Source organism: Paenibacillus helianthi, from assembly GCF_001909055.1.
Taxonomy (GTDB): domain Bacteria; phylum Bacillota; class Bacilli; order Paenibacillales; family Paenibacillaceae; genus Paenibacillus_AQ; species Paenibacillus_AQ helianthi.
Window position 1 is genome coordinate 65,355 of the sequence record NZ_LVWI01000041.1, and the last position, 20,142, is coordinate 85,496.

Genomic DNA, 20,142 nt, shown 5'->3' on the forward strand with positions numbered 1-20,142 from the left:
TGAACCCGGAATGGGTCAGCTCTACAGGCTTTTCAATAAGATTTTATAATAGCTATGATTTAGAAGCTCAATTATTTAACGGCTGTTTCGCCGGTAACTTTACCTTCAAGAACAGCACTTGTTTTCAGATCATCGCTTTTAAAGTACAGGTTGCCGTCAATTGTTGCTGTTTTATCCAGAGTAAATCCTTTGGCTTCTACATAAACGTCACCTTTGATCGTTCCGCCCTGCACTTTGAAGTTTTCACTTTGTACAGTGACCTTAGGAGCAGTCAGCGTGTAGCTGGCAGTGATCTTGTGGTCTGCATCCTGTGCGTACAGAGCCAGTTTACGGTAGATAGCATTTTCTGCTTTGCCTTTATCATGGAATTCACCGGCAACAACCACATCAGTGTCAACAGTCAGGTCATTCAGAATCGCTACAATCCAGTTACCATCTGCACTAACGGCTTTGGTAAAGGCATCTGCTTGGTTCACGATGGATGCTGTGCTTTGTGCGTCTGTAGTAGTTGCCGCTGCACTTGCAGCCGGTGATGCGCTAGCCGCTTCTTTCGTAGTATTATTATTATTTCCGCAACCCGACAACAACGCTGCCGCCACACCTGCAACCAATAATCCTTTTACTAGCTTCACAATAATTCCCCCTGTTTTTGGTATATTCATATTATATATTAAAATTTTAATAATAACAACGTGATTAATTTCACGAAATTGTGTCTATCACTTTTTATCTTTATAAAATTAAGGCATTGGACGAATAGACGCTAACAGGTTAAGCCATTTCATCCAGCCTTACACATCTCAGATTTCTGGTCTTCAGCTGCAGCAATACTTCCTCCAAAGCCTGCAGCATATAATGCGGAGCATTGCCATCTGCCCCCAGTGTATCCCCGCTGTCATGCAATAAAATAATCGACCCGTCTTTCATCCGGTCTAACAATGTGGAGCGCAGGGAGGTCTGACATCTCTCGCGGCTCCAATCATGTCCCATTATCGACCACAGCACAATCCGGTACTGCCTGAGCCGCAAGAAATCAAACACATTGATGAGTCCCCAGGGCGGACGGTAATGATTGGGCCTGGTTCCGATAATAGACTCCACAATATCTGCAGTCCGCTCCAGGTGTCTGTGCCGGATGGTGCCTGGAAGCATCAGCCAATTGGACGTATGAACATAGTTGTGAATACCAATCTGGTGGCCTTCACGGTCCATTCTTCGGATCAGCTCGGGGTATTGTTCCGCTTGAGCACCAAGGACGAAAAAGGTGGCTTTCACTTGATGCAGCTTCAGAAGATCCAGCAGCCTGGGCGTATACTCCGGATGCGGCCCGTCATCAAATGTAAAGGCCACCTGTTTTGGAGTCGTCCCTTGGCGCAATACACCATATCCGGTCAACCTTGTGATCAGACTTGGTGCTAACATGTACAGAAAAAAGATAGTGACCATTCCAATTGCTAGATAAATGAGCATCGCTTCCTCCTTCATCCGTTATGTATATTAGATTAGCCTGGCAGCTTCTCTCCGGGGGAAAAACGGTTTTTCAGTGAGGAACGTGAATGAATCAGCAGCATCGGGACCAGCTTTTCCGTTCGTTGACTGATTCTGTTCTTTCCTTCTGGATGTAGTGCAGAAAGAAGCAGACGTAAATAAACGGTAGTCATCCGTCTAAAAATCCCTGGCTGCAGAGCCTGTTGCTCAAACCCCAGACCATGTGTAAGACCCCGGTGAAGCAGCGTAACGCCTAACAAAGCCTTGACCTGCTTGAACTCTGACTGCGATTCGAAGGCTTCATTAATCTGGAGCATCGATTGACGCAGCATTCTTGCCGTGCGCAGTGCAGCCCGGTCTGAACCTTCCGACTGAATCAGCTTCAGGATGCTGCCATTATCAAGGTGCAGCTCGCCTACCCATTCCCCATCATGAATCACCGTAGAATCCTCGCATACGATAGCCTGCCCTCTGTGTTTTTTGAGCATCACGCTGCAAATCCCAAAGTGTAAAGTCCCGGCCCCGCGAAAATGTGAACCCAGCGCAAATACCTTTTCCCATGCCATCCAGAGCGACTGCACCATATTTTTTCCAATTTTCAGTTCCAATTCATTCATCCTTCCTCCAACAACTAATAAAATCTATTTTCAATAAGAACCTTTCCTCTGTTTGACGCTTCCGGATGATTATTCCCTGCCTGCAAATTAATAATATGAAAATTACAAAAAAGCACAGCAGGACTTAGACACCTTCGAACATTTTCCCATAGGACTTGAAATCACCAGTGTTTTCAGCTTAAGCAATGCCCTCACCACCCCATCAGTTCCACAAAATGATCTTCGAGCGAATGATTCTTTTTACTCAAGCTTTCCAGCTCCACGCCTGCTTCTATCAGGGCTTTAGTCAGTTCAAGCTGCTGTACGGCATCGTAAATGCGGATTGTCTTGGGGTCCAGCATCTTGAAGTTGGTGAGGCCCAGATTGTACTCCAACACATACACCGCTTTACTGCTCTCTCCGGTAATCAGTTCGATGTATTGCGTGTTCCGGCTGCGGATCATATCCATCGCCACTTCCTCCAGCAAAACTCCGTCACGGATCACGCCGATGGTGTCGGCGACCTGTTCAATCTCCCCCAGAATGTGGCTGGAGATCAGCAGCGTCATTCCATATTCCCGGCTCAGCATGCGGAATATTTCACGCATTTCCTTGATGCCCATGGGGTCCAGCCCGTTGATCGGCTCATCCAGAATGAGCAGCTCCGGTCTGGTCATTAGCGCCCGGGCGATGCCCAGCCGCTGCTTCATCCCCAGGGAGAACTGCTTGACCGGCTTTTTGTCCACGCCCTTCAGCTTGACCAGCTCCAGTGCTTCTTCCATAGCCTTCGCATCGTAATACCCCATGTACTCTCCGTGCAGCTGAAGATTTTCTCTCGCCGTCAGCTTGTCGTAGAACACCGGATATTCAATAATGCAGCCCATGCGTTTCAGCAATTCATAGGAATGGTCTGTCATGCTCACTCCAAAAAATTCGATATACCCCTCTGTCGGCTTCACCAGATTGGTGATCATTTTCATTACCGTGGTTTTGCCCGCTCCGTTCGGTCCCAGGAACCCGTAAATTTCGCCTTGCTTGATATTCATGTTCACACCGCTAACAGCCTCTTTGCCTTGATACTCCTTGGTTAACTCCCATGTATGCAATATGGTTGTCATTCCCGTTATCCCCTTTGGCTTCTTCGTTTGTCTTCCTGGTTCTTATTGTACACAGCGGAATTTTCTTTTTTATTACCTGAACCTTACAAAATTCTTAAGCTGCAGACATAAGCCCTGGCGAAGCCGCCGGACCAATAAGAGCATTCAGCAGGTCTGCCTGCGAAAAGAAAGTGTAAATGCCGTTTTGACATGAGGTTCGCTGCGCAAGGTAATAGTGCAGTTCATCTGTTCTGTCAACCGTAAGGTGATGGTCAGCGCCAGTCCGTTCTCCTGTTGTTGACGTCCAGCAGACGGTTCAGATCGGTAAGCAGTATTTGCACATGAGGATCATTACTGAACAAAAACAGCCTTTCATGGATCCCCGGTCCATAATGTCCGTCAGCTTGGTATGGATATAGTCGAGCTGGGAAATGCTCCCGCAAACGCAGGTATTGCCGAAGGATCACAAGCAGAAGCAGAAGAACCGCCACACTCCAAAAAACAATCATTCCAGCATCCACATTTTTTTGCATTGTATAATTTCCTATACAATAAAAAAACGCCTTGATCCTATGATCAAAGCGGGGTTCATGCAAATCCGGCCGGAATCTCGGAGGAAACCGGTTACAGCCCTGGAAACAAACGCAGCGCATTCGCGCAATAGATCTGACCGCGCGCTTCGTCCGTCAGCAAGTCCGTGCTGTCCAGGTCATCCGCTAAAGATTTGCAGGCGAGATCAGGGGTGTACGGGTAGTCGCTGCCGTATAAGAGATGGTCCGTGCCAACCAATTGCAGCAGGTTACCCAGTTGTCTGGGCAGGCACCCTCCGGCCAGATCATAATACAGTCCTTTTAGAGAGGCATATATATCCACCCCAGCATCCCCCATGTGCTCTCCAAATATCGAAGGCATCATATGCAGGGCTGGTGCGATCCGGTCGGCAAGTATCGGCAGAAACGCGCCAGCATGCGGGACAATAAAGGTAATGCCGGGGAAGCGGCTTAAGGTTCCGGTTAAGATAAGGTTCATGACCGTGCGGGTTGTATCGAAGAAAAACTCCATCATTGGAGCAGGCAATCCTTCCAGAACATGCTCTGGAACAAGAGCGGGTCTATTGGGATGAAGGGCGACAATGGCTTTTCGCATGTTCAGCTCTGCAAAAATATCATTCAAGCAGGGATTGCCCAGATATACCCCCAGAACATTGGTAGGCAGTGTAAATCCGTCAACGTGCAGGGCTTCCAGTGCGTATTTAATCTCCGCAATTGAATCACAAGTCTCCGGCACAGGCAATGAGGCCAGCAAGCGAAACTTCCCGGGATATTTCCGCACAAGGTCCGCACCGTACTCATTCACGCTTCGGGCCAATTCTTTGGCAGCATTTCTGTCCCCCAAATGAATATGGGGAGAAGACAGAGACAACAGTGAGGTCGCAATCCCTAAATGCTCCATCGCCTCCAAATGAAGCTCCGCACTCCATGCGGGAGTTGGAAACCCATCGGGATTGGGTTCAGCGTATTTCAGCAGTGCTTCCCTGTATCCCGGCGGCAGGTAATGACTGTGAAGATCGATTTTCCCTGCACGTAATACCTTAAGTTCAAACATCATTGCAACTCCTTCCCGAATACTTCCGTCAGCTTCGCACATACCAGCGCCAGGGCATTCTGCGCTTCTTCCAAAGTCTCCTGCATGTTGAAGAAACCATGAATAACGCCATCGTATCTTTTCAAGCACACCTCAACCCCTGCCGCATTCAGGCGCCGCGCATACATCTCCCCTTCATCTCTCAGCGGATCATATTCCGAGGTAATTATACAAGCGGCAGGAAGCTCTCCAAAATATTCAGCAAGCAACGGTGAAGCCAGGGGATCCCGTGCTTCGCTTGCTTCATTCAAGTACTGGGACACAAACCATTTGATGCCTTTGGTGGTCAGTCTATAACCTTCGACATTCTCCACGCGTGATTTTGGCTCTGTGGCACCCAGTAAATCCAGCATGGCGTTGATGATGACCTGATACACAAGCTTGAATTCTCCTGAATCCCGGGATAGCTGGCAAATGACTGCCGCCAGGGTCCCGCCGACACTGTCGCCTCCAACCGCGATCTGGCTAGCGAGAATGTTCAAGCGTTCCGCATGCTCGAATATCCAATGTACTGTCTGATAGCACTCTTCCACTGGCTGGGGAAACTTATGCTCCGGCGCCAAGCCGTATTCGATGGAAATCACCGTACACTTCACAGCAGCTGTTATCCTGCAGCATATCGGGTCATACACCTCAATATTTCCAAACACAAAACCGCCGCCATGAATCCAAATGAATGCTGGATAAGGGCCATCGCCTTTGGGAGAATAAACTCGAATCCGGGTATCTCTGATAGAAGTGGTGACGGTAATATCTTGTACATTGCCAACCTCTACTAGACTCCCTTTGCAATCGTCCCAGCTATGGTCGTACCAATCTCTCTGCTGCTCCAGCGGTAGCGCATAGATTTGGGCAAAATCAGTCTCCAGCAATTTACTCAACTTCGGGTTCAATGGCATCCTTATGGCCTTCTTCCTTGAATTCTGAACATTCACTTAGGTCTGTCCGCATGGATTGCTCTGCCATCATCTGCAGCCCTTTGAAAACCTGATCCTTTACCGCTTCATCCATTCCCTCGGTCGTAACCTTTTCCCACGCTTCCAAACACTTGAAGATATAAGCTTGATATTCTCTTCCTTTACCCGTAACAAAGAGTTTCTTGGCTCTTTTGTCCTCCGTTCCCGTTACCCGCCTGATCACTCCCTTCTTCTCAAGAGATTGGATCGACCTCGTCGTAGCCGCCTTATCAATAAACAACAAGGTGGACAACTTTTCCTGATTGATCCCCTCATTGCCGTAAATGTTCATCAGAAGAATGCACTCAGAGAAGCTAATACCCATAGGACTGGAAACCGCCGTTATGTACGCCTGAGTTTGTCTGTGGAGTATACCTACATTTCTTGCCTGAGTTAAAAGCTCCATTTTACCGCCTCCATGGTTGATCTAGTCAACTATGTTATACCGCTATAAGTTGACCCAGTCAACCTATTATTGAATATTCCCCCAAATTGACTTATCTACGGCAGGTGACAAGCAGACACAGCTTCGCTGTCCTTTAAAAGGACGGTATCGTTTTAGCGAGAAATAGAAGGAAATTTATAGCGCGAAGCATATAAATTCTTCTATTTCATAAAAAAAGCAACTCCGTTCAGGTTCACGGGGTTGCTTTTTTATGAAATCCTATATGTTTTTCTGCTAATCAGAGTTACCGCACCGGAACTAGCTCCTGCTCCCCTGTATCCACGCCGCCCGTCCGCTTGATAAAGAATGAAAGAATCAGTCCGATCCCTCCAAACACAATAACAGCGAGGTAGGTATCGTTCATCCCGGAAATGGAAGCCTGCAGCAGCATATGCTTGGGCTCGCCCGAAGCTCCAGAAGCTGTCATATCCGCCAAATGAAACTGGGTACGATTCGTTAAAATCGTGACCAGCAGTGACGTTCCGATCGCACCGGCTACCTGCTTCACGGTATTCGCGATTGCGGTACCGTGTGCATTCATGGATTCCGGAAGCTGGTTCAGCCCTGCGGTTGTGACCGGCATAAGGAATAGCGCCATACCGAGCCGTCTCCCGGTTGACATCAGCAGAAGATATGCGTACCCCGTAGAATCAGTAAGGTGGATGAAGCCGAATGTAGTTAGAATTGTTATAGTAATCCCGATAATGGATAGCCATTTGGCGCCAAAGCGGTCAAACAATCTCCCGGCGAGCGGCATCATCACACCCATCAGCAGCGCACCTGGAAGCATAAGCAGCCCTGAGTCGAGAGCGGAATAGCCTCTCATATTCTGCAGGTACAACGGCAGCAGCATCATATCCGCATACATGACCACGGTTACCGCCACATTAATCAGGGTCGTTAACATGAACATGCTATATTTGAATGCTTTTAACTCCAGTAACGGATTGCTTCCGGTGAGCTGTCGCCAAGAGAATAGGATTAGCAGCCCCACGCCTGCAGCAAGCGTAGAATGCACTTCGGTACTTGACCATCCGATACTTCCCGCTCTGCTGAAACTGTACAATAATGTTCCGAAGCCTAGGGTTGATAAAATCAGCCCCCATACATCCAGTTTGGGATAGCTCCGCTCCGTCACGTTCCTTAGGTAGAACCAGGCGAGAACCACCACCATAAGGGCAAAAGGAATAATGATATAGAAAAGCGATCGCCAGGAATAGTGATCCAGCATGTAGCCAGCATAGGTTGGCCCGATTGCAGGAGCAAAGATGATGGCAAATCCGATCATCCCCATCGCTCCTCCGCGCTTCTCGACAGGATATACCGCGAGTACGACATTCATCAGCAGGGGCATTATAATCCCTGCTCCGGCAGCCTGAACCAGACGTCCTGTCAGCAGCAGTTCGAAACTCGGAGCCGCTCCGGAGAGAATCGAACCCGCAAGGAAAATCAGCATTGCCGACAGGAACAGCTCGCGTGTTGTGAAACGCTGCATAAAATAAGCAGTAACAGGAATAAATACCCCGTTAACCAGCATATATCCGGTGGTCAGCCACTGAGCGGTAGCCGCCGAAATCTGAAAATCCCCCATCAGCTCAGGGGTGGCCACACTCATAATTGTCTGATTCAGCACTGCAATAAACGCGCCCAGAATCATAACAAACAGCAGCGGGCCCTTTTTTATATGGACTTGTATGTTGTCTACACTCATCTCCACTCATCCTCTAGATAATAGTAGCACGACGTCGTGGAATCAGTGTACTGCCGTTCAGCCCAAAAGACAAAGTACAATGCCTGACAAACTGTCTGTTATCAGACACTCTCTAGAATAGTGACGATTAGCGATGGCTATCTTTCCTTTTTTCGAGGACCAATCACTTAAGCTGCTGCTCCGGCTTGCGGTTAAAGGCAGTCATCAGCGGACCATCACGGACCAGACGGGTTAAGATCAAGGCCACTTGCTCCGGGGGTAATATTCTTCCTGTTTCAAACCAGTGCCGGATCACCCCAAAATGTGCTGAGCTGAAATAAGCGACGATATATTCGTCAGGTACAGAGAGCGCATCCGGACTCAAGACCTGCCGGGGGAGTTTTTCATACATGCGGCTGCGAATGAGTGCTTTTAATCTTTTGCCAAATGCCGTTCCATCCTGGGCGAAAAAAATTGCAAAAAAACGGTGCTGCTCATTCATAAACCGGATAAACTCCACAATCGATGGAAAAGGTTCTTCTACATACCCGCTGGTGAGCAGTTGTTCAGGTTCACTTCGGACAGGAAGGCGATCCATCTCTTCTATAATCTGATCCTCTATTTTGTCCATCAGGTCATAAATATCCTGATAATGCAGATAGAAGGTCCCCCGGTTAATACCCGCCTTGGCGGTCAGACTCCTTACATTCACGCCTGCCAGCCCTTTCTCCTCCACTAGTGAGAGGAAAGCTTCATCAATCAGTTTTCTCGTTCGGATTACACGCAGATCAGCGGCTTTTTCCATGAGAGTCTCCTCCATTCATTCCTGTTAGCCTTAATGAACACTATTCGAAATAGTGACGATTGTAAGTGTATTTTACTCTGATTATAATAAACACAGGGTTCATAAATCAACATAATGTTCATTATTTGAAGGAGGAAAAATTCATGTTAAACCATAAAACAGCCGTCATTACAGGAGCATCCAGCGGCATTGGCCGCGCCATTGCGAGCCAGCTTGCAGCGGAAGGTGTTCATGTCTTCATCACCGGAAGAAGCCAAGAGCAGCTTGAGGACTTGAAATCGCAAATCGAACAGTCTGGCGGTCAGGCGACGTATAGTGCGTTTGATCTCCGCGATACCGGCAAGCTTCAGGGCTTTATTCATCAGGCCCGCGAGCAGACCGGTCATTTGGATATTATGGTCAACAATGCGGGCCTGCATATTCATGGCAATATTGTGGATACAAAGGTGGACGACTGGCGGGAGATGATCGATGTCAATATCGTCGCGCTTCTTGCCGGGTCACAGGCAGCGGTTCATGAAATGCGTCTCAATGAAGGCAGTGGGCCAGGACATATTATTAATATCTCTTCAGGCAACGCCTACGAACCTGGTAGGGATTTCTACAGTGCCACCAAACATATGGTGAATGCCATCGGACAAGCACTGACACATGAACTGGCCAAAGAACCCATTCAGGTAACAACCATTCTCCCCGGTGCTGTGGCGACGAACTTTGGCCGCAACCTGGAACCTGAGACGGTCGTGGAGCTTGCCCGCAAGCTGGGGATGGAGGTGGAGTTCAACCAGGGAGACCATCTGCCGGAAGAGCTGATTGCCCGGATTCGCGGGGCGATGGGACAGACTTTTTTGAGTGGTGATGATATCGCGAGAGCCGTAGTCTACGCGTTGCAGCAGCCGCAGAACGTAGTGGTCCGTGAGCTGTATCTGACTGCGCCAAATGTATATCTGGGCAATGACTTCTCTATGTAAAATGCAGCAAAACAAGCCGCCTAGCCCATGATAAGGGTTTGGCGGCTTGTTTTATTTTATCTGAGTGTGCAAATGCCTTAACTCTCTTCTATTGTTGCTTGCTCTTAATCTCAAAGCTGCGGACCTTCATCCATTTCCCGGCAACGAACTCGTCGATGGTCCCGGTTTTGGTTCTGACGCAGAATTTATGCTGTGTCTTTTTGTCAAAGCCCGTGGCTTCATAAAGAAGATCATCGCCTGCCTGTCCCTTATAGTATACCTGCTTCAGGCCAAGCCTACTCAGCAATTCCAGCTTTACACTCTCAATATACGTGCGCGAATACTCTTTTGACATTCCTTGTTCCTCCTGCGGTGTTCATCTACTGCCCATTTTACACTTTATTTCTGCGAATTCACACTCCAGAGACTGACTAGCTCATGAGAAAACAGACTGCAAAACTAATTGCCGGGTAGTTGGAGGCCGCGCCAGCCGCTTACATCGCATTGGCCATATTCATTATTACCCACAGCAACTACTGTGCCGTCTGATTTAAGCCCGGCGGTATGGGCACAACCTGCCGCAATCGCCACAATATCGCGCCAATCACTTACATTACATTGACCATACTCATTGGAGCCTACAGCCGCCGCCGTGCCGTCTGATCTAAGGCCGACGGTATGATTACTGCCCGCCGCTATCGCCACAATACCGCTCCAGCCGCTTACATCGCATTGGTCATGTTTATTCAAACCCACAGCCGTCACCGTACCGTCCGATCGAAGACCGATGGTATGAAGATAACCCGCCGCAACCGCAACCATATCGCACCAGCCGCTTACATTGCATTGCCGATACCGGTTATTGCCGGTAGCCGTCACCGTGCCGTCCCATTTAAGACCGATAGTATGCCAGTCCCCCGCCGCGACCGCCACCATATCATTCCAGCTGCTTACATTGCATTCGCCTTCATGATTTCGGCCTACTGCTACCACCGTGCCATCCAATCTAAGCCCAATGGTACGACGCCAACCCGCCGCAACCGCTACAATATCGCCCCAGTCGCTTACATTGCATTGGTCATGCTTGTTCCAACCCACAGCTACCACAGTTCTGTCAGATTTAAGACCAATGGTGTGAGCATTACCCGTATTCGTCGCCATATGAACATTACCAGCCGCAACTGCCACAATATCGCGCCAGCCGCTCACATCACATTGGCCAACTTTATTATCTCCCGCAGCCATCACCGTACCGTCAGATTTAAGCAGGGCGGTATGACGATGCCCCGCCGCAATGGCATCTTTAGGCCAGCGTTCCCCCTGTTCTCCCGCTTCTTTCGGAGAAATGTACTCCATGTCTTACCTCCTTGAAAACAACACCTATTTCCCATTTACCCTGTGTGTGCCCAATTCATCACACTTTTCACTCCGTAGCTACGCATATATGTTATCAAACTTTCAAATCATTTGCCTGTTTTCATAGCCTGAATGACCATACTCATAAAAAAACAAAGCAGCCCCACAGCACTATGGCTGAAGGAGCTGCTTAATCTAATTCTTAGAAGTGTCTATCGGGTTACGCGCCAGCGAGGGCTGCCACCTGAATCTGAAGTTCATTCACCTGCTTCCGCATGTCTTGGGCATCTCTTTGCTGCTTCTGTACAACAGTAGTCAGTACACCGATGATATCCATCAGGACAACCGACTTGTGATCAGCGGTCGAGAAGATCTGCGGTACATCTTCGGCGATGAAGCCGATGTTCTGTTGCTTGGCATTTTCTGCTTTGTAGTTGAAGGTAACGGGCTTTAGTTTGTTCAGCAGCTCCATAGCTTTTTTCACCGGAAGACTGGTGATGTTCTCCTTGAAGGTTCTGGAAGAGGTTTGTGCAAAATTGGTCGCCCGCAGGTTGCCGTTCACGTCCAGCTTGTAATCATCAGTTGGGATTTTGCCGATCCCTATATTGCTTTTGGAGTCTACGGTTACCACATCGGCCAACTGGATGAGCTCGTCATAGACGGCATCTTTGCAGACCAGGGTCTGCATATTGTCTTCCATTCCAGCCTGCCATACATTATTGGACGCATCCCAGAAAATCCGGGCTTTCTTATCCGTCCCCCGGTTCACCTCGATGCCTTGGCTAACCGTCAGACTGCCGCTGATCTCAGCCTCCTTCACCTTCAGAAGACCGGTTAGCGAAGCCTCCTTCGCAATAAGCTTCCCGCTTAGTTCGGCGTCGGCTGCCAAGAGCTTACCGGATACTGCCACATTGCCGGTTACGTCCAGCTTGGCAGTTGGTACTGCGGTGCCGATTCCGACATTTCCGGAAGCAATCTTCAGCACTCCAGCCAGATCTGTAAGCTCTTGGTGCGTGTGGCCGCTGTACGAGAGCTGTTTCATGCTCCCGGCCGTGCCCGCCTGCCATTCGTCCAGTGCCTCGTTCCATAAAATCTGGGCTTTCGCGTCTGTACCTCGGCCTACTTCAATGCCCTGGGTAAGCGTAAGGCTGCCGCTGATGGATGCATCCTTGGCTGACAGATTACCGGTGACCGAGGCATTGGCCGTTGTGAATATGCCGCTCACTGTAGCGTCCTTAGCGGTTAATGTACCGCTGAGGCTGGCGTCGGCGACGGTCAACTTGCCAGAGACAGCCGCATTGCCGTTCACATCCAGCTTGGCGGCTGGCGATGCAGTGCCAATCCCGAGATTCCCGGAGGCAATCTTCAGAACTGCGGTCAAATCTGTCAGCTCCTGGTGGGTATGGCCGCTGTACGCAAGCTGTTTCAGACTGCCAGCTACGCCCACCTGCCAGGCATCCGTGGACTCGTCCCAGAGAATCTGCGCTTTCGGATCTGTTCCCCTGTTCACTTCGATGCCCTGGCTGAGCGTAAGGCTACCGTTGAGGGTAACATCCTTAACGGTCAGCTTGCCGCTAACCTCCGCATCCTTAGTCGTCAATGAACCACTGAGTACGGTAACCTTTGCAGTAAGTACACCGCTTACCGTTGCGTCTTTTAAGGCTGCCGTACCGGTTAGCGCAACATCTTTGGCAGTTAATATACCACTAACAGCAACGTCTGCAGCGTTCAGCTTACCGGAGACAGCCACATTGCCATTGACATCCAGCTTGGCGGCTGGTGTCGCCGTACCGATCCCGATATTCCCGGACTCCACTGTAAATGCGCCGGATAATTCGGCAAACTCCGGATGAGTATGGCCTTTGAATTCAACCGCCTTCAGCGAATTGGAGAGACCAGCCAGCCACTGATCAGCGGTTTCATCCCATAGAAGCTGGGCAGGAAGTGCAGTCCCGCCGCGGAATACTTCCAGCCCGGCATTTGCCACAATCGGGGTTGCCTGTGGTGTATATTTGTTGACCCTGATGATATTGTCTTCCACTTCCAGCGTAGCGGCGTTGAGGGTTACCGTATCACCGTTCACGGTTAGATTGCCGGTTACAGTTAAATCCTTAGAGATGACCGCATTAGCCGCAGTAACAGTTCCAGTAGTCGTAAGGTTTCCTGTAACTGATGTGTCGCCTTGTACATCAAGCTTCACTTTGGGAGCATAAGTCCCGATGCCGACATTCCCGGTTCCGGTTACACTGAAAGCTGTATTCCCGCCCTTGATCTTCACATCCAGCAGTGATAGCGGGGTGTTGGTACCTATCCCTACCTTGCCTTCGGAATCGGCAAACAAGGCAATCGTATCTCCAAGCGCGTTATAGAGTTTGTTCTGGCCGCCTTTGCCTGTTCCAAATTCCGATAGCGTATCTCCGTCGCCATAGAACCAGGCCTTCTGGACGTTATTCCAGACGATCCGCGCATTCGGCAGGGCTTTACCGTTGCTGTCCAGCCCGCGCGGGGCTTCAAATCCACCTGCCACAACACTGCCAGCTACAATTGCATTCTTGCTTACTGCAACATTTACAGCACTCAGTGCCTTGTTAAATGAAGTATCTCCTTCGAAGACCGCTTCATTTGTTGCAGTGACCTTGCCTGAAAAAGTTGCTGCACCGGCAATTTCCGCCTCCGTCCGGAAGATCGCCTTCCCGGCTACATCCAACACCTCGGTGGGATTATCCGTGCCCACACCCATTTTCCCGCTGCGTGTCAGACTGAGTACGGTCTTGCCGGCGGTCCCCAGCTTCCAGCGGTCCTTCGCCCATTTGATCTGTGCACTGGTCTCCGTTCCCTGGAGAACTTCAAGCCCATCACCGACGGTTACCGTTCCGGCAATAGCAGCACTGGCTGCGGTAACCGCACCAAGGATATTGGCGTTCACCGCCTTCAGCCCCCCGGTTGCATTGACATTGCCGGATGTATCTACAACCAATGCGGCGGATTCCGTAGGGGTTGCAAGCTGCCACTGATCCTTATCCTCGTTCCATGAGATGGAGGCTGCCGGCGCATTCAGACCGCGATAAATCTCCAATCCTCCGCCGGAAAGGGAAGAGACATGATCACCCTCTTGATTGATCGTGATCCATGGACTTCCGATTTCAAGCTCATCCGTATGAATGCTGGCAGATTTCCCCCGGACCTCCAGATCACCGGCCACAGTAAGATTGCTGCCGACTGTCAGGTCATGATGAACATCCACATCACCCTCGGCACTGGCGCTAAGCGCCAGAATATCGGTCTGCGGATTATACAGCTGGCTGTGGATATGCAAGGAGTCCGCACTAACCATTTGTGTCAGCTTGTCCCAGGAGCTGCCGCTTGCGATATTTTCCAGCGCAGCGCCGATGCCCACCTTCCATTTCCGTTCACTCTCATTCCAGATCATTCTGGCGGCGGGCTGTGATTCACCCCTGTAAACCTCAATACCACTCTCGTTCGCGGGTGGCGTTTCGCCTTCAAACTTGTTAATCTCGATCACATTATTGGTAACGACGAGATCGTCGCGCTTAACGGTCGTCGTGGTACCTTTGACAATCAGGTTGCCGTCTACCTTCAGCAAGCCCTCCACGGCCAGACCGCCGCTGATATCCGCGCCATTGTTGACAGTAAGGGTTCCCTGTACCTCCGCACTGTTTGCAATCTCAATATTGCCTTCAGCGGTTGCCTGGATGACAGTCTTCCCCTTACTGTCACTCAGCGAATTGTGACGATGCAGACCGTCCGCATCCGAGCTCACTCCTCCGGTCAGTGCATCCCAATTGCTGCCGTAGGCAATATTAGATAGCTCATCTCCGAGCCCCAGCTTCCATCTGCCGTCCGTCTCGCTCCAGACCAGCTTGGCGCTCGGATTCAGCTTGCCGCGGTAGACTTCAATACTGCTCTGCTTCAAGGCGGAGCTGTTGCCTTCGAACTTGTTCAGTTCAATCCGGTTGCTGACGACAACCATATCTTCTTTATTGACATAGGTGGTTTTGCCTTTTACCGTAAGGTTGCCTTCGATAGTAGCAGAACCGCCTACTTTCAGATCGGCATTCAGATCCGCATTGCCTTTGCCCTTCAGGGTTCCGGCAATCTCTATATTCCCTGAAGCTGACAGCTTCCCCTGCTCGTCGGCAGATAGTACGGTTCCGCCTGAAGGGGTGCTTAGGGAGCTGTGCTTATGAGCGGTGTCGGCCACTGAACCGTTTGTCAAGGAATCCCATTGGGTTCCATACGGAATGTCAGACATACTGCCTTCGATTCCGATTTTCCATTTGCGGTCTGTCTCATTCCATTCCATCCGGGCCTTCGGATTGTGGCTGCCCCGGTACACGTCCAGACCACCCTTGCTGCTGAGTGCCGCGTCAGTCTCCGCCTTGTTTACGGTCAGGAAGCTGTCCGTCACCTCTTGCTCGACTTTTTTGATGACGATCTCTTCTTCTCTGACAATCAGCTTATTGACCGTAAGTGTCTCACCGACCATCAGCTCATGAGGGATATTCACATTCCCGTCCGCACCAATTTCCAGAGCCAGCAGGGTCTTGTCTTCATTATGAAATTGTCGGTGGGTATGCAGAGCATCCGCATTACTGCCACCGGTCAGCTCATCCCACTGCTTCCCGTCAGGAATGTTGGACATATCCCCGTTAACCGTACCGATCTGCCAGGATTTGGCCTTCTCATTCCAGGCAATCTTGGCATTGGGCAGCGTTTCTCCCCGGAAGACTTCCAAGCCGTCCCGCTTGGACACCAGACTTCCGGACACCGTCAATGTCTGGTCAATCTGGATATTTCCCGCTGTGTCGGTACGGAGAGCCGGCTTTCCGTCTGCCGAATGCAGCTGACTGTGGGTATGCAGGCTATCCGCTATCGCGCCCCCATGCAGCTGCTCCCACTCGTGGCCATAGGCTACATGGAACATGCCGCTGGCCGGGTCACCCTCTTTCTCAGCAGTCCCTATCATCCACCCGTTGCTTTTTTCATCCCACAGCAGCTTGGCACTGGGCTGGTCCTTGCGGATGATTTCAATACCGCTGCTATTTTCCGCACTGGCATTTTTGTTGATCGTAACCATATTTCCGCCAACCATAACCTGAGATACATCCAGTACAGCCATGCCTCCGCTGACTTCGATCCCGCTTTTTGCGGACAAAGGCCCTGCTACGGCAACGGAGCCCGTCATATCCACGTCCCCGGAATCATTGACCTTGAACACCTGCTCACTGCCGGCAGTGACAATAAGCTCGCCGTTTACATCCAGAGTCCCGTAGGTACTAATCGCACCGGTTCTCAGATTGCCCGTAAATTCGGTCAGGCCTGCATGAATATTAAGCTTATTCCCCTCTTTACCATCCTCTTTCACAGAGTTGCTCAAGAAGGGCTGGTCGGGATCTTCCTTCGAACCGAGAATAATTTTGTTAGCCTTCAGCGTTTCGCCGCCCACGGCTCTGGTCACAAGCAGCGTTCCATCCACGTCAGTCTCATATATCCGGTCGATGCTAAGCGCTCCGTCCTGATTATGCTTCAGGGTTACACGGGCCAACAGAATGTCCTTGCGCACATCCTCAGGCTTCAGGGAGCTGGCTTTGATATCCGCGATCTCCCACACATGAATTTTATTCCCGCCTCCCTTAAGCAGATCAGGGTCTGCCAGCTCTTCCTTATAGCTGACTGAAATATAGATCTGATCCGAGGTGCTGTATCCGGACAGATCCAGAACCCTCGCCGGATGGGTGTCACTGACCAGAATCTCCTGGCTGATCTCTTCATTGTTGTCCGGGTCCGTGACGCGGTTCAAGGCAAGCCCCGGATCAATCTCTACTTTGGTCAACTCTTTTGGATTAACCTTCAGTCCGGTTACGACTCCCCAATTATGAAAATAACGGTTATGCAGCCCGCGTACGCGCTTATGATATTTCTGATCCAGTGTTAAGTCCTCTTCTTTTAGCAGCAGCCCGTTGAAATAATTCATGCGTTTCATATCCTTTGGCACAATCCCACTCCTCCCGGCTTTCATAGTTACAGCTTGTTCAGGCTTGAACGGACTCTTCTTCCCCCGCAGCCAGCTCCTCCAGCACCTGAATGGCCCCGCTGATCCGTGTCATGGCATAGCCCAGATTACTGCGTTTCTCGTCCAGCTCCTGCATCATCTGCCGGCCGGATTCGAGTTCTGCCTTCAATTCATTCATACGTGCTTCCAGTTGTTCCTTCATCTTTTTATCCTCCAATTTTTACGCACCCTGCAGGGTTGCGATTTGTTTTTGCATTCTTGCGATAGCCTTCTGCTGGTCTTTCATCACACTGGTCAGAACAGCGATGATATCCATCCCGCTGATCGCCCGCTGATCGGGGTCCGCCAGAACTGCAGGCACCTCTTCAGCGATAAAACCAAGGGTTCTTTCCTTCGTACTTCCTTTGTACTTAAAAGAAACCGGGTTCAGCCCGTCGAGCAGCTGCTTTGCTTCTTTGACAGGAATATCGGCGATGTTGTCCTTGAGTTCGCGTGAGGACCACCAGTACATACTGCCGTTCGCATAAACGCCGCCGCTGGCATGCAGATAGATACGGTCCCCGGCATCATTGGATACACCGATATCCAGCACACAGTTCTCCCCGCTGGTCGGATAGAACTTAATCCAAGCCGAGTCGCCGCTGCCCCCGCCGGGGTCGGACGGGAAGATAATGCCGTTATTCCCGCTGCCCGCGCTAGGATTCAGCGCATTCTTCACTTCAAGACTGCTGTGTACGGAAGCATAAGACCAGTCGTTGCCGTAATTAAGCACCAGATGGCTTCCGTTATCGACTAAGGCTCTGCCGGGCGTTCCGCGGCGGCCCGAGTAGCCGATATAGAAATCGGCACAACGTACATAGGCTGCAAAATTATCAGCGACATCCAGCTTTTTGAATCTGCCGTCAAAGTTGAACACATCTGTCTTGATGCTGCCTGTAATCTGCAGATCTCCTGTTATGCGGGCGCCGCCATTCACCTGCAGAAATCCGTTCACGTCCAGCTGGTCCCAGACCGAAACCTTCCGTTTGCCGTCCGGAGAGGAGGAATTGCCCACAAGCATCAAGGATTTGTAGGTTGTGGTGTCATTGCTGATCTCCGCCTGGTTCCGGGCCTGGTCCGGAAATCCTGACCAGGCTGATGTGAACCGGATCGGATTCTTGCCGCTCAGGACACGCAGTTCCCCGGCGACATCCATCTTGTCCGACGGGGTCAGCGTACCGATTCCGACATTCCCGGAAGCATTCAGTGAGATGTGATCATTGGCATCATTCGAGGTGCCGATTTCCAGCGTGCAATCCTCGCCTGTGCGCGGATAGTATTTGATCCAGGCAAGGTCCGAACCGCCGCCTCCAGGGTTGGCCGGGAAAATGATACCGTTGTGCTCACCTTTACCTGCACTTGGAATGATTTCTTGTGATGCCTGCATTTTACCGTTCACATACAAAAATCCGTTCACATCTAGACGGTCCCAGATTGCAACCTTTCTTCCCTGGCCGGCGGACTGGTTGCCCACAATCATCAATGCTTTGTGATCGGTGATGTCATTGCTGATCTCTGCGCCATTCATTTGATTATCGGGGAAGCCTGACCATACGGAAGTGAACCGGACCGGATTTTTACCGCTAAGAATCCGCAGGCTGCCATCGACATCCAGCGAATCCTCCAAAGCTTTGCGGGGGCCGATCCCGACATACCCGGTCTTGTTCCAGGAAAGTACCGTCTTGTCTGTCCGGGAGCCGTCACTATTTGCCGTTCTGGTGCCCAGAACACCGCCGCTGTTCCCGAATAATACAGGCCCGTCCACCTCAGCAGCGGCAAAAGGCTTGCCGGTTCCGAACCAGCCCAGCCCATGCGAGCTGTCAATGGTGTCCGGATTTGTGCCTTTCAGCCATAAGGTGGTCCCGTCCTTCAGCGCCAGATCTGCATCGCTGTACAGCTTGCCGGAGCTGTTGAAGCCAACCGACGATCCGCCCGGCGACGAGAGCTTGCTGTGTCTGTGCAACAGGTCAGCGAACTCATACTTGATCAGACTGTCCCACTCGTTGCCATAAGCGATTTTTTTGAGATCTGTGCCAATCCCGGCCTTGAAGCATTGATCCGCCTCTACCCAGACAATCCGTGCGTCATGAGTGCCGCCATCGCCGCGGTAGACCTCAAGTCCGCCGTCCCGCGGGCCGGGAAATTCATAGTTCGGATCATCCGTATTAGGACTGTTAACCTCAACGAAGCTGTTCATGATCCGCATTTCACTTTGCGATTTATCCTTGCTCTGCAGAATGAGCTCCCCCTGGAGGGTTAAGTCACCGGCAACCAGGAGGTTTCCTGTAAACCGGGTATCCGGGGCGTTGACCTCCAGCACCTTGCCTTCCTGCAGCGTATAGACTGATGGCATCGCAGCGAGCGTTTCTTCATTTAATTGCATATTGTCGATGCTGTCTTCACTTTTTGCTTTGATAATCAGTTTCTCTGTCACCATCTTCTTACCGGCTGCGCCTGCGTAGGTTCGAAGGGGCGTGCGGGCAGCGTCACTGTCGTAGTCAAAGATACATGCGCTGTCGATTACCGTTTCAATTCCCTGTTTGCGCGGGACGACCCGGGCCAGAACAATATGTTCAGAGCTATCGGGCTTCACGGTGCCGTGGCTGATCCGTCCCCGCTCCCAGATATGAATCTTTTCTCCCTGGCCCCGTTCGATATTGCGGTCGGTCTCCATCTCTTCATAACTGACCCAGATATAGATACTTTCGTTGGCGTTATACTCGGAAAGATCCACCGGATTGTCCGGATGCCCCTCATAAATAAGGATCTCCTGGCTGATGCTCTCATTCTTCTGGGGGGTGGTCCCCTTAATCACTGCCTGATTCAAAGCCAGGCCTTCCGCAATCTTTACCTTCATGTATTCGCCCTGATCCAGCAAAGGCAGCACCTTCAGGCCGCAAACAATACCCCAGGTATGCAGATAACGGTTATGCAGCCGCTGCAGACGCAGGTAGAAATCCTGGTCCAGCCTATAATCCTCCGCATTCAGGAAGAGCCCGTCAAAGTAACGCATTCTTGCAAATTCTTTTCCCATGATTCGCT

The 20,142-nt window shown here is 50.8% G+C and carries 16 protein-coding genes; 1 reads left to right on the forward strand and 15 read right to left on the reverse strand.

Translation table 11 applies throughout. The annotated features are described in order from the left end of the window. Positions 1-71: 71 nt before the first annotated feature. The 10 genes from A3844_RS15145 to A3844_RS15190 all read right to left on the reverse strand — a co-directional run bounded on the left by A3844_RS15145 (position 72) and on the right by A3844_RS15190 (position 8,721). A complete protein-coding gene (locus A3844_RS15145; RefSeq protein WP_083606860.1) occupies positions 72-632 on the reverse strand; it encodes a polymer-forming cytoskeletal protein in 561 nt (186 codons plus the stop codon). A gap of 139 nt (positions 633-771) precedes the next feature. Next, entirely contained in the window at positions 772-1,470 is a 699-nt protein-coding gene (locus tag A3844_RS15150; RefSeq protein ID WP_074102498.1) for a polysaccharide deacetylase family protein, read from the reverse strand. 32 nt (positions 1,471-1,502) lie between these two features. Continuing rightward, positions 1,503-2,105, reverse strand: a complete 603-nt coding sequence (locus A3844_RS15155) for a YkoP family protein (protein ID WP_074107811.1) — start codon at positions 2,103-2,105, stop codon at positions 1,503-1,505. A 191-nt stretch (positions 2,106-2,296) separates the two neighbouring features. After that, the gene (locus A3844_RS15160) at positions 2,297-3,202 is read right to left on the reverse strand and encodes an ABC transporter ATP-binding protein (protein WP_074107812.1); all 906 of its coding nucleotides are present in this window, start codon (positions 3,200-3,202) and stop codon (positions 2,297-2,299) included. 251 nt (positions 3,203-3,453) lie between these two features. Next, positions 3,454-3,714, reverse strand: a complete 261-nt coding sequence (locus A3844_RS15165; protein WP_074107813.1) for a hypothetical protein — start codon at positions 3,712-3,714, stop codon at positions 3,454-3,456. A 91-nt stretch (positions 3,715-3,805) separates the two neighbouring features. Continuing rightward, positions 3,806-4,789, reverse strand: a complete 984-nt coding sequence (locus A3844_RS15170) for an amidohydrolase family protein (RefSeq protein WP_074107814.1) — start codon at positions 4,787-4,789, stop codon at positions 3,806-3,808. After that, on the reverse strand, positions 4,786-5,724 hold the full coding sequence (locus A3844_RS15175) for an alpha/beta hydrolase (protein ID WP_074087893.1): 939 nt from the start codon (positions 5,722-5,724) through the stop codon (positions 4,786-4,788). The genes A3844_RS15170 and A3844_RS15175 overlap by 4 nt, the downstream gene beginning before the upstream one ends. Next, on the reverse strand, positions 5,699-6,187 hold the full coding sequence (locus tag A3844_RS15180) for a MarR family winged helix-turn-helix transcriptional regulator (RefSeq protein ID WP_074107815.1): 489 nt from the start codon (positions 6,185-6,187) through the stop codon (positions 5,699-5,701). The genes A3844_RS15175 and A3844_RS15180 overlap by 26 nt, the downstream gene beginning before the upstream one ends. A gap of 283 nt (positions 6,188-6,470) precedes the next feature. Beyond that, positions 6,471-7,937, reverse strand: coding sequence for a DHA2 family efflux MFS transporter permease subunit (locus tag A3844_RS15185; RefSeq protein WP_074107816.1), 1,467 nt, complete (start codon positions 7,935-7,937; stop codon positions 6,471-6,473). Between the two features lie 163 nt (positions 7,938-8,100). Beyond that, positions 8,101-8,721, reverse strand: a complete 621-nt coding sequence (locus tag A3844_RS15190) for a TetR/AcrR family transcriptional regulator (protein WP_074107817.1) — start codon at positions 8,719-8,721, stop codon at positions 8,101-8,103. Positions 8,722-8,864: 143 nt separating this feature from the next. Here A3844_RS15190 and A3844_RS15195 point away from each other — a divergent pair, with 143 nt between their 5' ends. Then, on the forward strand, positions 8,865-9,692 hold the full coding sequence (locus A3844_RS15195) for an SDR family oxidoreductase (RefSeq protein WP_074107818.1): 828 nt from the start codon (positions 8,865-8,867) through the stop codon (positions 9,690-9,692). 88 nt (positions 9,693-9,780) lie between these two features. Here A3844_RS15195 and A3844_RS15200 read toward each other — a convergent pair whose 3' ends face one another. The 5 genes from A3844_RS15200 to A3844_RS15220 form a co-directional block, all read right to left on the reverse strand. Beyond that, entirely contained in the window at positions 9,781-10,026 is a 246-nt protein-coding gene (locus tag A3844_RS15200) for a hypothetical protein (protein ID WP_074087884.1), read from the reverse strand. Positions 10,027-10,130: 104 nt separating this feature from the next. Continuing rightward, positions 10,131-11,027, reverse strand: a complete 897-nt coding sequence (locus A3844_RS15205; RefSeq protein ID WP_074107819.1) for an RCC1 domain-containing protein — start codon at positions 11,025-11,027, stop codon at positions 10,131-10,133. A gap of 220 nt (positions 11,028-11,247) precedes the next feature. Then, on the reverse strand, positions 11,248-17,043 hold the full coding sequence (locus A3844_RS15210) for a tail fiber domain-containing protein (RefSeq protein WP_074107820.1): 5,796 nt from the start codon (positions 17,041-17,043) through the stop codon (positions 11,248-11,250). Between the two features lie 37 nt (positions 17,044-17,080). Then, positions 17,081-17,263, reverse strand: coding sequence for a hypothetical protein (locus tag A3844_RS15215; protein ID WP_074107821.1), 183 nt, complete (start codon positions 17,261-17,263; stop codon positions 17,081-17,083). Between the two features lie 18 nt (positions 17,264-17,281). Further along, positions 17,282-20,134, reverse strand: coding sequence for a tail fiber domain-containing protein (locus tag A3844_RS15220; protein ID WP_074107822.1), 2,853 nt, complete (start codon positions 20,132-20,134; stop codon positions 17,282-17,284). Positions 20,135-20,142: the final 8 nt, after the last annotated feature.

What these genes read in the sequence shown, in the direction of transcription:
- A3844_RS15150 (WP_074102498.1), bottom strand. Translation starts at nt 1,470, where the DNA reads ATGCTCATTTATCTAGCAATTGGAATGGTCACTATCTTTTTTCTGTAC.
- A3844_RS15155 (WP_074107811.1), bottom strand. Translation starts at nt 2,105, where the DNA reads ATGAATGAATTGGAACTGAAAATTGGAAAAAATATGGTGCAGTCGCTC.
- A3844_RS15160 (WP_074107812.1), bottom strand. Translation starts at nt 3,202, where the DNA reads ATGACAACCATATTGCATACATGGGAGTTAACCAAGGAGTATCAAGGC.
- A3844_RS15165 (WP_074107813.1), bottom strand. Translation starts at nt 3,714, where the DNA reads ATGCAAAAAAATGTGGATGCTGGAATGATTGTTTTTTGGAGTGTGGCG.
- A3844_RS15170 (WP_074107814.1), bottom strand. Translation starts at nt 4,789, where the DNA reads ATGATGTTTGAACTTAAGGTATTACGTGCAGGGAAAATCGATCTTCAC.
- A3844_RS15175 (WP_074087893.1), bottom strand. Translation starts at nt 5,724, where the DNA reads ATGCCATTGAACCCGAAGTTGAGTAAATTGCTGGAGACTGATTTTGCC.
- A3844_RS15180 (WP_074107815.1), bottom strand. Translation starts at nt 6,187, where the DNA reads ATGGAGCTTTTAACTCAGGCAAGAAATGTAGGTATACTCCACAGACAA.
- A3844_RS15185 (WP_074107816.1), bottom strand. Translation starts at nt 7,937, where the DNA reads ATGAGTGTAGACAACATACAAGTCCATATAAAAAAGGGCCCGCTGCTG.
- A3844_RS15190 (WP_074107817.1), bottom strand. Translation starts at nt 8,721, where the DNA reads ATGGAAAAAGCCGCTGATCTGCGTGTAATCCGAACGAGAAAACTGATT.
- A3844_RS15195 (WP_074107818.1), top strand. Translation starts at nt 8,865, where the DNA reads ATGTTAAACCATAAAACAGCCGTCATTACAGGAGCATCCAGCGGCATT.
- A3844_RS15200 (WP_074087884.1), bottom strand. Translation starts at nt 10,026, where the DNA reads ATGTCAAAAGAGTATTCGCGCACGTATATTGAGAGTGTAAAGCTGGAA.
- A3844_RS15205 (WP_074107819.1), bottom strand. Translation starts at nt 11,027, where the DNA reads ATGGAGTACATTTCTCCGAAAGAAGCGGGAGAACAGGGGGAACGCTGG.
- A3844_RS15215 (WP_074107821.1), bottom strand. Translation starts at nt 17,263, where the DNA reads ATGAAGGAACAACTGGAAGCACGTATGAATGAATTGAAGGCAGAACTC.
- A3844_RS15220 (WP_074107822.1), bottom strand. Translation starts at nt 20,134, where the DNA reads ATGGGAAAAGAATTTGCAAGAATGCGTTACTTTGACGGGCTCTTCCTG.